This window comes from Enterococcus sp. DIV0175, assembly GCF_050529075.1.
GTDB classification, from domain to species: Bacteria; Bacillota; Bacilli; order Lactobacillales; family Enterococcaceae; genus Enterococcus_B; species Enterococcus_B thailandicus.
In genome coordinates, this window is record NZ_CP172880.1 from 2,224,308 (window position 1) to 2,238,966 (window position 14,659).

General features: G+C 38.1%; 12 protein-coding genes. All 12 read right to left on the minus strand.

Translation table 11 applies throughout. The annotated features are described in order from the left end of the window. Positions 1-368 precede the first annotated feature (368 nt). Positions 369-1,892, minus strand: coding sequence for a cardiolipin synthase (cls, locus tag IGJ76_RS10495; RefSeq protein ID WP_067482621.1), 1,524 nt, complete (start codon positions 1,890-1,892; stop codon positions 369-371). Continuing rightward, the gene (locus IGJ76_RS10500; protein ID WP_067482623.1) at positions 1,882-2,991 is read right to left on the minus strand and encodes an AI-2E family transporter; all 1,110 of its coding nucleotides are present in this window, start codon (positions 2,989-2,991) and stop codon (positions 1,882-1,884) included. The genes cls and IGJ76_RS10500 overlap by 11 nt, the downstream gene beginning before the upstream one ends. 347 nt (positions 2,992-3,338) lie before the next feature. Then, entirely contained in the window at positions 3,339-3,863 is a 525-nt protein-coding gene (locus IGJ76_RS10505; protein ID WP_218657921.1) for an HdeD family acid-resistance protein, read from the minus strand. Positions 3,864-3,943: 80 nt separating this feature from the next. Then, a complete protein-coding gene (locus IGJ76_RS10510; RefSeq protein WP_067482627.1) occupies positions 3,944-5,149 on the minus strand; it encodes a hypothetical protein in 1,206 nt (401 codons plus the stop codon). A gap of 17 nt (positions 5,150-5,166) precedes the next feature. Beyond that, complete coding sequence (locus tag IGJ76_RS10515) at positions 5,167-6,006, minus strand: YitT family protein (RefSeq protein ID WP_067482629.1); 840 nt, start codon at positions 6,004-6,006, stop codon at positions 5,167-5,169. A gap of 6 nt (positions 6,007-6,012) precedes the next feature. Next, on the minus strand, positions 6,013-7,134 hold the full coding sequence (locus IGJ76_RS10520) for a M20/M25/M40 family metallo-hydrolase (RefSeq protein WP_172843732.1): 1,122 nt from the start codon (positions 7,132-7,134) through the stop codon (positions 6,013-6,015). A gap of 145 nt (positions 7,135-7,279) precedes the next feature. Further along, positions 7,280-8,728, minus strand: coding sequence for a helix-turn-helix domain-containing protein (locus IGJ76_RS10525; protein ID WP_430596604.1), 1,449 nt, complete (start codon positions 8,726-8,728; stop codon positions 7,280-7,282). 392 nt (positions 8,729-9,120) lie between these two features. After that, the gene (locus tag IGJ76_RS10530) at positions 9,121-11,811 is read right to left on the minus strand and encodes a leucine-rich repeat protein (protein WP_430596605.1); all 2,691 of its coding nucleotides are present in this window, start codon (positions 11,809-11,811) and stop codon (positions 9,121-9,123) included. Positions 11,812-11,819: 8 nt separating this feature from the next. Beyond that, complete coding sequence (locus tag IGJ76_RS10535; RefSeq protein WP_430596606.1) at positions 11,820-12,818, minus strand: DUF916 and DUF3324 domain-containing protein; 999 nt, start codon at positions 12,816-12,818, stop codon at positions 11,820-11,822. A gap of 104 nt (positions 12,819-12,922) precedes the next feature. Then, positions 12,923-13,600 carry a WxL domain-containing protein gene (locus tag IGJ76_RS10540; protein ID WP_067482639.1) on the minus strand — a complete coding sequence of 226 codons (678 nt, stop codon included), beginning with the start codon at positions 13,598-13,600 and terminating at the stop codon, positions 12,923-12,925. A 95-nt stretch (positions 13,601-13,695) separates the two neighbouring features. Next, positions 13,696-14,373 carry a WxL domain-containing protein gene (locus tag IGJ76_RS10545; RefSeq protein WP_067482641.1) on the minus strand — a complete coding sequence of 226 codons (678 nt, stop codon included), beginning with the start codon at positions 14,371-14,373 and terminating at the stop codon, positions 13,696-13,698. Beyond that, positions 14,373-14,651, minus strand: a complete 279-nt coding sequence (locus IGJ76_RS10550) for an LPXTG cell wall anchor domain-containing protein (protein ID WP_067482643.1) — start codon at positions 14,649-14,651, stop codon at positions 14,373-14,375. The genes IGJ76_RS10545 and IGJ76_RS10550 overlap by 1 nt, the downstream gene beginning before the upstream one ends. Positions 14,652-14,659: the final 8 nt, after the last annotated feature.

Consider the following 14,659-nt stretch of genomic DNA (forward strand, 5'->3'; position numbering starts at 1 on the left):
TTCATATAAATCTTCCAGACTTTAGTGACAAATAAAATGCTTTCCTTTTGTGTTATCCAAAGATGTTTCTTACGTGAACATCTTTGGATAACATTTTTTTACAATTATGTTTATATATTTTTCACCAAAAATTTTGATCAACTTGGTTTGCTTGATTCCAAAAAATCCCTTATAAATGATCTCTAACGGCTTTTGCCCACTATTACTATTCATGGAACAAAACAAGTTAGAAACAGATTAGTTTTACTAATTTTATTGAATTGGGTAGAGCAAATAAAAAAAAGGAAGCCTACAAAGAAGCTTTCCTTTTTATAGCATTAACGAAAATTAGAGTTGCTTACATAACTTCATATCCATTTACCTTTGCTTCACAGCAAAGGAATGAACAACTCACTCAACCGCTCTTTGATAATTGTCCATGTTGACCGCGTTTGATAGTAATGGTCCACGCTTATCGACTGTTCCAGATCTGTTGCAAACTGTCGATTTAATTCGTCAATCGTTTTTGAGGGACCATAAATAAACGCAGATACTTCGTGATTTAAGTGAAAGCTACGAATATCAAAATTCGTTGAACCAATCGTCGCAATTTCATCGTCCACAATCATTAATTTACAATGGATAAACGACTCTGGATCGTAGAAAAAGACCTCGATTCCTACTGCTAACAAACGGTTAATGAATGAATTCGAACCATGAAAAGAAATCCCTCGATCCCCTTTTCCAGGAATAATCAGTTGGATTTTGATGCCACAACGTGCTGCCCTTCGTAAAGCAGACAACGCTTCTTCATCTGGTACAAAATAAGGCATGGCCAACTTGATGGATTTCGTTGCTTTCCCAATGATGTCAATGAATGCATCCTTGATGACTCTTTCTGAATCATAAGGTCCTCCATATAAAATCTGAACTGCTTCTCCCGCCGAATATTGTTCTGTCAACAAAGGAAAATAACGATCTGTCTGTTTCAATAATTTATCTACCACTGTCTGATTGTCGTCTAGAAACAACCAATCATAGATAAAAATTTCTTGCACTTCAAGAACTGAAGGCCCTTTGATTCGCAGATTCGTATCACGCCAATAGTGAAACTTTTCTGTTTTGCTTAGGTATTCATCTCCGATATTCATGCCACCCATATGCGCAAGTTTTCCATCAACAACCACCATTTTTCGATGGTTTCGCCAATTGATACGTGTACTCAACAAAGGGGAATTAACGAGATCATATGCTCGCACTTCTCCACCAGCTTCTTCCACGAGATGGATCAATTCATAAGGAAGTTTGATTGAGCCCAAGCTATCATACATCAGGCGAACAGTCACTCCCTGTCGCGCTTTTTCAGCTAAAAGATGCAACAACTTTTCACCTGTAGCATCCCCTTTAATAATAAAATAAAATACATGAATGTGATCTTGCGCAACCCGAATATCTTCGAGGAGTTCAGCGAAAGCTTGCTTTCCATCATGAAACAGATCAACTTTGTTCCCAATCAACGCACGCTTACCTGATAATTGAAATAATTCTCTTGATAAAGGATGGTCTAAATCAGGAAAGCGGCTTTCATCACTGATTATTTTTGATACATGTTGTTGCAAAGTACGTTCGTTTCTTTTTTGTTGTTCAGAGAATTTTCTTGATTTTGGATTTTTTCCAATCAAAAGGAAACACAAAAGTCCAATATACGGAATAAGAATGATTGTTAAGATCCAAGCAAATTTTGATGTCGTATTTCTTTGGTCAAAAAAGACTAAATACCCACAAGTCAAAAAGGCAAACAGTTCAACAATCATTGTCACATAAATAAATTGTGGCACATACCAATAGAAAAGGATTAGTACACCTATCGTAATTATCGTTAACAATGCAAATTGTTGGAATTTATTCTTCATGGGCAGAGTCCTTAAGAACCGTTTTGCTTTCCGCTTTTCTGATTCGATAAACCTTGATTCCATAATCAATAATCACTTTCAGCGCGGCTACCAACGGCAAGACAATAATCATCCCTAAAATACCAAAAACTTGTCCCGTAATCAGCAAAATAATAATCACTGCTAATGGATGCATTTTTAATTCCTTACTCATGATATAAGGAGAAACCAGGTAAGACTCGCCTAATTGGACAATTAAAATACCAATAATAATAATAAAGATATTGACTTCATTGGACACCAAGGCTGACAAAATTGCTGGCAATGTACCAATCCAAGGTCCAAAATAAGGAACAATATCCATCAATCCGGCAATTACGGCAAAAACTAACGCACCTTTTAACCCCGCAAAGTAGAACGTCGCCCAAGCACCAAAAAAAACATAGAGACAAACCAGTGACTTTCCACCAATATAATCGGAAAGCGTCTTTTCAAGATCGTAGAAAAACTGTTTGGAAACACTTCGATATGATTTTGGAATCCACGCCGGAACTTCTTTTGGTTTATTTGTCTTTTTCAACATAAACAGCACCATGATCGGCACTAAGCTTACAACCAAAAATGAACTAGCAATGATTGCCATAATAATTTGGATACCATTTTGCAAGCCAAGAAAAATCAGATCAATCAGGTCTTCTATCGAGGTGTTAATCAATGAAAGATAGTATTGAACATTTCCTTCACCTAATAACTGGGACTGAATAAGCCACTTGTCAAATTCTTCGATCCATCTCGGAAACTCAGTGAGAATGGTATCTATTTGTACAAATAGTACCGGAATGACTTCTCTGATTAAAAAATAAATCAGCAAAGATAACACCGCAAAGGTTCCGATCAAACTAATGGTTTCGTTCTTCCCAACTTTCAAAAGGAAGAGATATAAAGGCCGTAACATGTAATACAAAAAAATTGAAATAATCACTGGAATTAATAACGTACTGAAAGTAACCCCCACTATCCTTGATAGAAAGTCACTATTTTTAATTTCCGACCAAACAAGCAAGCTGCTAAAAAGCAACACAAGAATATAAAAATATTTTGATTTTTTTAGATAATCCATTCTCGTTCCACCTTCTTTTTATTCTAATTAGAACTCTTTTTCTCAATTTATTGAGCATTTAAGGAGGTGTGACAAAAGTTTTGTCACACCTCCTTTTTCCGAATAAACGGTGTTCCCAAAGCAACTCCTACAGATAGCTTACATCCGCTTCAAAACACGGAAAGCTATTTTGAGCGTCTGCTCGCTATCTTGTCGAAGCTAAACGCTTTGCACCACAACCTCTATTCACGGTGTTCCCAAAGCAACTTCTTCGGTAATAAGTCCTCTTTTTATAAAAATATGAGAAGCTATTTTTATAAAAGATTCCTTATTACTTGAAGCTAACCACTTTGTGCCACAACCTTTCATTATGATGAAAAACGAAGTCCTTGTACTAGTTGAACAATCCCAAATAAGATGGCAAACCAGCCAACTAAAATTGGTAACGCCAATGTCACCACTAATGGGTTTAAAATAAGCATGACTGCAATGACTAAACAAACAATGTCTAAAATCAGAATGCCGATTTTGGCAATCCCTGATCTTTTAGAAAAACGCGCGGTCAAAAATAGATTTCCGATACTTTCAACAAAGAACCAAACGGCAAAAAAGATTCCCAGCCAAAAAGCACCCTTTGCTAAATTTGCGACAAAAATAAATCCAATAAGGATATCCACGATTCCGATAAACAGTCGCACACCTCGTGACTTGCCATCACCGTAAGCACCCATTCCAGTAAGTGTGGCAATTCCTCTGATAATCGAAAATACACCAAACCAGATAACTAACGCACCCAACGTTGCAATTGGGCGGTTTAATGAAAAGATACCTAACCCAATAAAAACAATTCCTAAGATAATCTCGACAATTCTACTTCTCTGACTTCTATCCATACATATTCCTCATCTCTTTTCTTTTTATTGACTCATTTCGTTGTTGGATGTTATTTTTACTAACAAATAACCTATTTTACCTAACCAAACATCAAACCAACAATCAAGCCACCGGTAATCACCGAAGTAATCGTAATCGTTGAAAAACCTGCGGTAACCATGATTGGTAAAATATTTTGTTCAATCACGGCAATTTCTTCGTCTGATTCGCCAACAGCTGCTGCTGCTTCTTTCGTTAACACCATCGTCCCCGGAAATCCGAAGAACGTCGTCATACCAATTGCTAGTGAAAGTGGTCCTGAGTACCCCACTCTTTTCCCAATTACGTAGGAAATGGCCAAAATAATTACGACTCCTGCCACTAAATAAAACAGAATTGGCCAAACTAACGTCAACAAATCGGCTGGGACGATATCAGCCAATGGACCAAATGCAATGACCATGATTGAAATCATTAATAACCCAAAGGAATCTGTCGTTGACAACGCATTAGGTTTCAACACTTTAAAGTGACGTAATAAAATACCAAGTAGTAAAGCAATCACAAACGTATTCACATAGCCATCTGTTAAACTACTCAGCAAACGAGCAACATAAACCGCTACCCCTAACATGAAGAGCGTTCCATAAGGCGTTTGTAAAAATTCTGGCAATACACTTTCATGTTCTGTTTTCGTATTTTCTTCTACTTCTTTTTCATAAAAAGTCAGATTTCCTTTACGGTATTCGCCTCGCACACGTAACGCTTCTTTTTTCAAAATATTGGCAGTAACTAAGAAACCAACTAAATTTTTCAAATTAAGAATCAATAATGGAAAAACCGCTAATAGGTAGCTGGATAACATACCTAAATTACCACCGGCAGAATTAATTTCATTTACCTTATCTTGGACCATCAAGATGGATAAAGTTCCTCCTGTGATTGAGGCAGTTCCTGCAATTGCAACATTTCGATCAAAGATTAATTCACCCGCAAAAATCAAGATGACCGTCATCAGAACAACTGTTAACGAGCCAATGACAAATGTCCGCCACTGTGCTTTTAAATCCTCAAGACTCATCATCGTTCCTAAATGAACGATAATGATACCAATTACTGCATTTCCGAGTCCTAATAGTCCAGAATCTTGAATCAAATCATGTGGCAGAAAATCTCCGGCAAACCCAATTAAAAAAATCATTGATGCCACGAGCATCATGGAGACAAGTGCTTTCGTTTTAGTTGAAACAAATTCACCAATCGTCCAAATCAACATAACAATCGTAAACGCTAAAATTGGTTCCATCTTTTTGCCCTCCTATTTTACTGTATTGGATGATACGTAAATCCTGCCCCATGAACTTCAGCAACATTGTACGTCATCATAAAACTTTTTGGATCAATCTCATCAACAATTCTTTTCACCTCTGGGTATTCTTGATTTGAAACAACAATCAACAACATTTCACGCGCTTGTTCCTGTCTACCACCTCGAATATCTAAAATCGTCAACCCTCTATTCACGTTTTCCATGAGACTAGCTCGTAAAACTGCAGCTTCTGTTTGACTAATAATCATAATAGCTTTACGTCGCTTCATCCCTGTTTCAATGTACGTCATCACAATGGATGTAATTCCGATTGATAAAATAGCAAACAAAAACTCTTCAAAGCCAAAAACGTATAAACTCATGGAAACAATAATAAAGTCGGTCACAAACAAACCTACGGACGTATTCAGATTAAAATACTTTTCAAAGATCAACGGCGGAATCGTCGTTCCACCACTGGACGCTTGGATTGTGTATAGAATGGAGACCCCCACCGCAAAAATCAAACTCCCAAAAATAACCGATAATAGCCGGTCACTCGTCAACATCACTTCCGGAACAATTCGTAAAAACAATGGAAAAACAACACTACCAACCACTGTATTTAAAAAGACGGTCTTGCCAAGAAAAATGGCTGCTAAGACCAAAACCAGAATATTTAATGACAAAACGACCCATGATCGCCCAATACCCAAAGCTGTTTCGGCTAAGATACCAATTCCACTGACACCACCGGCAGCAATGTGATGAGGACCCAAAAACATGTTGATACTAACGGCCAAAATGAGCACAGCCAAGACGATTTTCATAAAATGTTTCACTTGTGCTACCATAGTTGATCACTCTGCCTTATTTGGTGAATTTTTGACTAATTCGATGACCAATTGAACAGCCTTTTCCATTTCTTCCACAGGAATGTATTCATCTGTCGTGTGAATTTTTTCATATCCTATAGACAAATTGACGACCGTCTTGCCTTTTTCATTAAAGACATTGGCATCACTACCGCCACCACTGACTTCACGAATTGCCTCAAACCCAAGATTTTTTGTAGCCTCTAAGAATAACTGCATTACTTGTTCCTCGTCACTAATATGAAAACCAGTTGCCATTTTTTTCGTGTCAATTGTTACCGAACCATTGTGTTTTTCTGCTGATTGTTGGAAAGCATCTGTCATTTCTTGAATCAATTTGTCCGCTTTTTGAGGATCTACAGCACGAACTTCTCCTTTCACTAACAGATGGTCCAGCACAACGTTTGTGGCTTCCCCACCTTGAATTACCCCAATATTAGTCGTCGTCGTTTCATCTAACCGACCAATCTTGATAGTTGGTAAAGCATCTGCCAAAATGGCGACCGCCGAAACACCTTTTTCAGGTTCGATTCCTGCATGTGCAGCGACACCTGTGATTGTTACGTCATACATGTATAACGTTGGGCTGGCAATTGTCACTTTGCCTACTGCTCCGCCACTATCTAATACATAGCCATTCGCAGCTTCGATTAAATTCATATCCAAAGCCGAAGACCCAATCAAACCAATCTCTTCTCCTGGAGATAACACGAATTCCAACGTGCCATGGGGGATAGCTTGTTCGTTGATTTGTTGGATTGTTTCAATCATGATCGCAATTCCTGCTTTATCATCTGCCCCTAATATGGTATCTCCTTTAGAGAATAGTTTTCCATCTTTCTCAATTACCTCGATGCCTTCTCCAGGAGGAACTGTATCCGTGTGGCTCGAGAAAAATAGAGGCTCGATTTCACTACTTCCAGCTAAGGTAGCAATAATATTGTTTCCGCCTAATCCAGTCTCTTTTTTACTATCGTCTTCTCTTACCGTTAAACCCAACTCTTTGAATCTCTGAATCAAATATTCATGGACTTTTGCTTCATTTTTGGAAACAGAATCAATTTCAACAAGTGTGGAGAATGTGTTAATCAATCGTTCACGTGTCATTTTTTATTCCCTCATTTCGTCAAATTATTGTTCAATATCGTCCTACTTTTTTATGATTCTAGGATTATCAGAATGTCTTCGCGCATTTATATGAATTTCGTTGGAAAACGAAAGAATTTTTTGAAATTTTTGATTGTAGAAAAAATCACACTCGATATAACTTTTCTACAAGAGCTTCCCATTCTTTTTCATTGGGGTTATCTGACAAACGAATCAGTTCACATCTTTTCCGATCCACTTGACGCTGGTCGATAATGACATTGGTAACGATAATATCAATATCTAGCGCTTGCAGTAACTCATTTGACACTGGCTTATTAAATAAGAAATGTGCACTAGCTTCATGTGGTAATAATCGATGGATAATCCCCTTATAATAAGGGATAAGTACGGGTTCACCGGTTAAAACGAATAAAACATTTTTGTAATTATAATCCCTTTGCATCAGTGATGTACAAGTCAAATAACTTAGACTTGTTGCCACATCATGTTTAAATTTCCAGTCAGAATTTTCCAACAATTCTTCCCACAAATTATATATTGGTGCATACGTTTCAGGAAAATGAGCCTCTACACCAAGCCGTTGATGTAATACAGTCGTATCTGTCAAAAAAGATAAATTCGTTAAAAAAGCTTTCAATTTGAATTCTAGTTCAGAATAGACGACACGATTCAATTGGTATTGGGAAAAAAACTCCGAGACAATTCCATGGTATTTTTCTAATTCTTCTATATATTCATCTACAAAATAGACTTTTCCATCTTCATAAACAACTGTACTTAACCTTGTTATATAGGCATAAACCAACTCAGACTTTGAACTATTTTTCCAAATTTCATTTGTCGAAAAAAAGAGTTGAAATGCTTTCATATACTGCTGAAAGTAAGGTGTGTTCCAATATTGAGTAATGATCTTCTCATCGATTATCACTGTGTTTCCTTGTGACAATCGAGTTTCGATTACAAACATCCACAGCAACACTCGCGAGTAATCAACATATAAAGGAATTTGATATTCTAAAGCAAGATAGTCCAAATAATCGTATAAGCCTTTGGCGTTTATTTGATATTGTGGGCTTTCAGTAGCTAATTCGCCTGAATAATGAAAAAAATGAAAATAAAAATAACGAACATCAGCCTCCTTTCCTATCAAAATAACCACTGGTGATAGCTTCAAGGTCAGGTTATACTCCTCCACTATGTTTTCTAATAGTTTTAGATATGTTCTAATCGATGATTCAGACAAAAAAAGTTGATCCGCATATTCCGTGATTGTTAGTTTTTCGCTATAGAAAAGTGCTTCAACGACATTGAACAGTGGACTATCTCCTGCCCAAGATTTCATTAGCGACGAAAAGACAAAATAATCCGAGACCTGTAAGATTAGAACAGATGATCTTAAAATTTCTACTTTAATCTCACTTGGTAACTCATCTTCTAAAATAGCTAATAATCGCCGAACTGTTTTTTCTGAAGCATGAATGTGTTTTGCAGTATCCTGAATGGTCTTTGGTCCTGCTAATAAGTAATTCAGCATAGCTATTTTTCTTTTTGACGTCTTACTTAAAACTAATCGACGACCAATTTTGTACACATCTTTTCCCCTCCTTACTTAATACCTTTTTATGTATTTCAGCTCTCTCAGCACATTATTTGTGGGCGTTTACAGTATTTATAAAATTATCATACCATGAATTAGAAAATTCTCCTTTTTTGAGCTACTTATCGTTCACCTTAGCGAATCAAATGTTTATTTAATAAGTCTGTACTTATAAATAAAGTCTTATGCTAAATACTTTGATAACAGATAATCAAAGTATTTAGCTACGACTTCATATATAGATTGCATTGTTCATGACTATTCATTGATATTTTCGTCAGTGTCTCGACTTTTTTCATTTTACTGTTTCATCAACTCAGTCATTTTCTTAATATTAGACAATAGTCTCCTGTGTTTTTCATTGTGTTAAACCAACTAAAAAAATGTTATGGTCCTGTCACTAACTGCCAATGAACGTTCGTTTCATAGCTACCTATTCCAGTTTTTCCGGGCACTCTGAGACGCATTGGCTTCCCTTCACTCTCCATTCCCATCGAAACAATACCAAATGGATTTGATTGGTTAGTGGTGGTTCCTGCGAATCGTTGAGGTGCATCATTTAAAACTAACTCTGAAGACGGGTCTATGAGTAAGTTGTCTTGATTGGCTTGATGAATAAATGGATTCATCACGATTTCTGCACCATTCATAAACGATGTATCTTGACTCACCAACAATTCCCAGCCAGAACGTTCTGATTTTGGTCGCATATCTTGGATCGTTACCATTGGTTGATTTTCTTGAGTATCTAAAAATAAATCTTGGTCAGATACGCTAAATGGTGCTGACTTGAAGTGAATGTCACTTGCATAGCGAATCGATAATCCGGCAACATCTGGATTCACATTTTCTGGTGATGCAGGAGGCTCACTTGGATCAATCGCTGGAATTTCCGGTTCTATTTCTGGAATAACTTCTAGCTGTAAATCAGGAAACGGCGTTCCATCCACAATTGCTTTATAGATTCCACTGTCTGATTCTTGAACATTTAAAAGCTCTAGGAATGGAGAAGTCGCTCCCTCAATAGCTGATTCATTTTTTTCCCATTGTACTTCTGGTAGATGCGCATCCCATACGGGAGTGTCCACTGATCGAAGTCGATACTGTTGCGAAATTGCATAATCAATCGTTTGGCCAACTAAAACAGATCTTTCTTTCTTCGTTCCGATTTCGTACTCAAGTGCACGAAGAACCGTTCTGTCAATAACGCCATTCATAACCGTTAAAGTTAGTAGGTTCTTTAATGTATCAATGTTTTCTAAACTGGTTTCGATATATTGTAGCGGACTTCCTTGAAATACGCCTGCCCCAAAACTTGTTACAGATTCAGGAATATAAATATCTGTTAACTCATTCAAGGCAAAGGCATTATTTCCTATACTTATAATGCCCTCTGGAAGGGTTACATTTGTGAGATTATTTCCTAGAAACACGTGATCTTCTAACACTGTTAGATTCTTTGGGATATTTACATGGGTAATTCTATTATTGGCAAAAGCATAAGATCCCATATTCGTTATAGTATCTGGCAATTCCACATTTGTAAGCTGATTATCATAGAACGCAAAGACACCTAAGCTCGTCACGCCATCTGGTACGTTCACGTTGGTAAGTTGCTTACCGTAAAACGCATTGCTTCCAATTACAGTAACTGGTGAAGGCTCATCCCAGCCTGCTTCTGTATTCACAGTTTCTGATGGAATCACTACATCTCCACCTGCACCGTTATAACCAATAAGAGTTGCAGTCGAATTTCCATCTGTACCACTAAACTCGAACTCAAATTCGTTCTGTTCTTCTACTTTTAAAGTGAGTTCAGGAAATATCACGCTATCAACTACCGCATGATACACACCACTGTCGTTTGCAGTTACTGAATCAAGGGCTAGTAGTGGATTGGTTTCACCAGATAAGGTAGCTCCGTTTTTCATCCACTGAACTGTTGGTGTATACTCTTTCCAAATTCCATTGAATGTTGATTCAACCTGATATTGTTGGGAGATTTCATAGCCGACATCTTCACCAAGTCCCACCTCAAGTGCCTTTTCAGTCCCGGATTTATAGTCAATTGCACGTAGAATTGTTCTCGCATTCCCATAGTACATTGCCGATGGATTGAGCACTTCTAACAATTTGTTTACACTTTCTACCTCAGTTTCTATATACTGTACCGGACTATTAGCAAAGACACCGCTATCGAAACTTAATTCATCATGGGGATTGAGAATTTTTACATTTGCCAAGGTACTATTATTCGAAAACGCATTGGTTCCGATACTTGTTATACTAGCTGGGATTTCTATACTAGTAAGTTTATTAAACGAAAATGCAGCCGTTTGGATCTCTTCTATTCCGCTGGATAGATTTATGCTTGTTAGGTTATTACTTTGAAACGCGTTGTTCAAAATCACCTTCACGCTAGCTGGAATTTCTAAACTAGTAAGGTCATTTGCTCTAAATGCACCAGATCCAATCATTTCTATACTATTGGGTATTTTTACACTCGTTAATCCTTTATTTCGGAGCGCATTAAATCCGATTCCTGTAACTGGCGAAGGCATCGTCCAACCATCAGCACTGTTTACAACCTCCGATGGAATTACTACGTCACCTCCGTCACCATGATAACCTACAAGCTCTGCAAATGAATTTCCCTCGCTCCCCCCAAAACTAAATTCCATATCGTTCACGATTACATTAGTTGATGTAATCTCCAGCTTCGGTTCAACTTGTTCACTTTCAGACTCTTCCGTATTTACGGTTTCCTCTTTTATAAACTCATTTTTATTTCCTGTTCCCGGATCTGGTGACTCATTTTCATTTGAGTGATTATCTGTTTTTAAATCAGCAGAAGCATCCCCTTCAACAATGTATTCTGCTTCGCTATCTTTGTTCACCAGTTCCTCATCGAAAATTTCTATCTCCTCTTCAGTTTCAGAAGTTTCTTCTGCCATTTTATCAGTGCTTACTTCCGCCTCACTTGTGGCGACGATTTCTGTTGCTTGCACGATACTTGGCATCATCAAAGCTAAAACCATACACAGAACGGAAAACTTCTGCCAAATTTTCTGTTTCATGTTTTCACCTACTTCTTTTTTCGTTTTGAGTACACTAACCAAGCAATCACTAATAATAATAACACGACCACACCACTAGCAATTGCCAAGTAAAGACCGGTTCGATTCGTTTCTAAATTCACCGCTTGTTCATTTAGTTCTCTGGCTTCTTTTGCGGTGATGGTAAAATTTTTTTCGAATTGCCACTCTTCCTCGCCAGAAGCAACAACCATTTTTAGTCGATAGTCGCCAGCCTGTAATGGTTTCGTCCCTGTACTAATCCCAAAAGGTAAAGTCGAATTAGGTGCCATGCGCATATCGCCTCGTGCCTCTGTATAAATCGGTGTCTCGTTTCCTTTTTCAAACACTTGTGCTTCTACCTGTACGTCATTCAAAATCATTGCTGCTTGATTTTGAATCGAACCAATCACAAAACTTCGACGGTTTCGTTGGTCTACGTTTACTTGTGTTAGGTCTACCACAGGTGAAATTTCTTGATCCGTTTGGTTAATGACCACAGCTAAGGAATAGGAAAAGCGGTTTGTGATTTGGCTCTCATTTTCCGGTACTTGTTCAGAAACCGTGATTCCCCCCAGTAAGATGCCATCAAAAGATTGTTCTGGCATCTTTACTTTCGCTTCAACCGTGCGCGTTTCGCTTGCAGCTAGTGTGATTGATTGGTCTTCAAGTTCAACGATTTCAGCAAAATTAATCGGCAAGGTATCGTCTGGTTCTGCCTCACTAAATCCATAGTTGATCACACCATTACTATTGGTTGTTGCAGTATTCACACCTATGTCAAAGGTCATTTCTTCTTCCGAATTGTTTGTAACTTGAACTGCCAACATCTCTTCCTGTTTTGGTTCTAAGTTGATATCAAAATACGAAACGCCTTCATTCGTTTGGCTTTCGGGCAACACTGCTTGTACACTAAAATCAGGTGAACTTGCTTCTACTACACTGCCTCCCGTAAAAAACAAACCTACTACAGAGGCAACGCAAATCAATCCCACTACTACTCGTCGCACGTATGCATCTTCCTTTCTTTTTTGACTGTTTTTTAGTTATGAACAAGAAAAGGGAATAAGTACCCTTTTCTGTTGTTCATTCTTTTTTGCTTTTTTGTCTTGACTTACTCAGGTCCGTTTGTCAAATTCCACATCAAACTTGTTTCGTATGCCCCTACACCTGCACGTGCGGGTACATCTAGTGTGACATTCCCCATCCCCATGGAAATCACACCAGCATCGGCCTCTTGATTATCCGCTTGTGCAAAAACTTCATCTTCTGTATTGACAATTAGCGCACCCGAAGTAATTGTTACGCCATAGTCATTGTTTGCCACATGTGGATTCAGCGTCATAACAGAGCCGTCCATGAATGCTGTTGCTTGACGAACGGTCAATGTCCAGCCATCTCGTTCCCCACGAATATCTTCTACCGTGACCATGTTTTCAAATTCTTGTACTTCTGACTCTTCATTAAGCCCAGAGTCTAGGCTTGCCGTCAAACGTTGAGCCTCTGTTGAGAATTCCGCACTTCCAAAGTCTAATGAAGAAACATAACGAATCGATAACCCATCTCCACGATCTGGGTTAATCACTTCTGGATCAATCGGTGGTTCCGGATTTTCTGGATCGATTGGCGGAATCTCTGGATTTTCTGGATCAATCGGTGGAATCGTAATTTCCGCTGTAACTGAAGAGTTTGCATCAAGCGGTCCATTATATGTCGTTGCAGAAACTTGAATACCTGTCCCTACTAGCATTGCCATTAAGGCAGCTGTGCTCATTAATTTGATTGATTTCATCTTTTTCCTGCTTTCTAATCTTTGTTTTTCTAAGTTTGTTGTTGTTATTTTAAATACTTTTTTCATAAGGAGTTTTAGTTTGAGTTACCCAATGTTTAGCCCAACGGACCGTCTGTTAATTCCCAGATAATCGTCGTTGTATACTCACCTGAAGCATAATCTTCTCCAGGAATAACTAATTGAACAGCTTGATCTGGTTGTGCCATTCCCATGGAAACCGTGTGACGTGCATATGGTACTTGACCAGCTTCCGCAAAGGTTGTTGCATTAGTGCTTAATGAAATTTCTCCGCCAGTTTCAATCCCAAATTCTTCTTGGTTACTACTATGAACATATGGATTCATTTTGATTTCTGCACCATCTAAGAAATCAGCTTCGTACCGAACCGTTAAAGCCCAGCCTTGACGTTGCGCATCTGCGCGTCGATCTTGAACGGAAACCATTGGTGAAAAAACTTGTCCTGCTTTATCTACATCATCTGCAGCATCAATCACTTGTTCTTCACCATTCAACACAACTGTGCCAAAATCTAAAGGAGATACATACAAAACATCTAGTAAACCAGGTTCTGGATTTGGATTTTCTGGGTCAATTGGTGGTTCTGGCACCTCCGGATCAATCGGTGGAATGACAATTTCTCCATCATCTTCAATCAATACTCGTACAGAACTCTCTGCTTTTCCTGCTTCTGGAAACTCGGTTGTAGCTTGTGCAACAACACTACCTCCTGTAATAGCTAAAATACCGACAGCTGTTAATCCAATTTTTTTCATTATTCCTGTTCCTTCTTTCTTTTTCTAGTTTTGATTAAATATGCTCCACTCAACAGTAGTAATACACCGCTAAAGAAGAACTTGTTATTTGCAATGCTCCCTGTTTTGGGAAGCAAATTGTTCTCGTTATTGACCAACTTACTATCTTGCGGATTGATGATTCTCACACGTACTTCAGATTCTCTTTGGACCGTTGTTCTGGCATTTACCTCCGAGGTATAACCCAAGGTCAGCGTACAAAGAAGTACTAGAAAACATGAACGAATAAATTTACACACTGTTTTCC

Excerpts from the sequence above, each read along its gene's own strand:
- cls (WP_067482621.1), bottom strand. The coding sequence starts at position 1,892 with ATGAAGAATAAATTCCAACAATTTGCATTGTTAACGATAATTACGATA.
- IGJ76_RS10500 (WP_067482623.1), bottom strand. The coding sequence starts at position 2,991 with ATGGATTATCTAAAAAAATCAAAATATTTTTATATTCTTGTGTTGCTT.
- IGJ76_RS10505 (WP_218657921.1), bottom strand. The coding sequence starts at position 3,863 with ATGGATAGAAGTCAGAGAAGTAGAATTGTCGAGATTATCTTAGGAATT.
- IGJ76_RS10510 (WP_067482627.1), bottom strand. The coding sequence starts at position 5,149 with ATGGAACCAATTTTAGCGTTTACGATTGTTATGTTGATTTGGACGATT.
- IGJ76_RS10515 (WP_067482629.1), bottom strand. The coding sequence starts at position 6,006 with ATGGTAGCACAAGTGAAACATTTTATGAAAATCGTCTTGGCTGTGCTC.
- IGJ76_RS10520 (WP_172843732.1), bottom strand. The coding sequence starts at position 7,134 with ATGACACGTGAACGATTGATTAACACATTCTCCACACTTGTTGAAATT.
- IGJ76_RS10530 (WP_430596605.1), bottom strand. The coding sequence starts at position 11,811 with ATGAAACAGAAAATTTGGCAGAAGTTTTCCGTTCTGTGTATGGTTTTA.
- IGJ76_RS10540 (WP_067482639.1), bottom strand. The coding sequence starts at position 13,600 with ATGAAATCAATCAAATTAATGAGCACAGCTGCCTTAATGGCAATGCTA.
- IGJ76_RS10545 (WP_067482641.1), bottom strand. The coding sequence starts at position 14,373 with ATGAAAAAAATTGGATTAACAGCTGTCGGTATTTTAGCTATTACAGGA.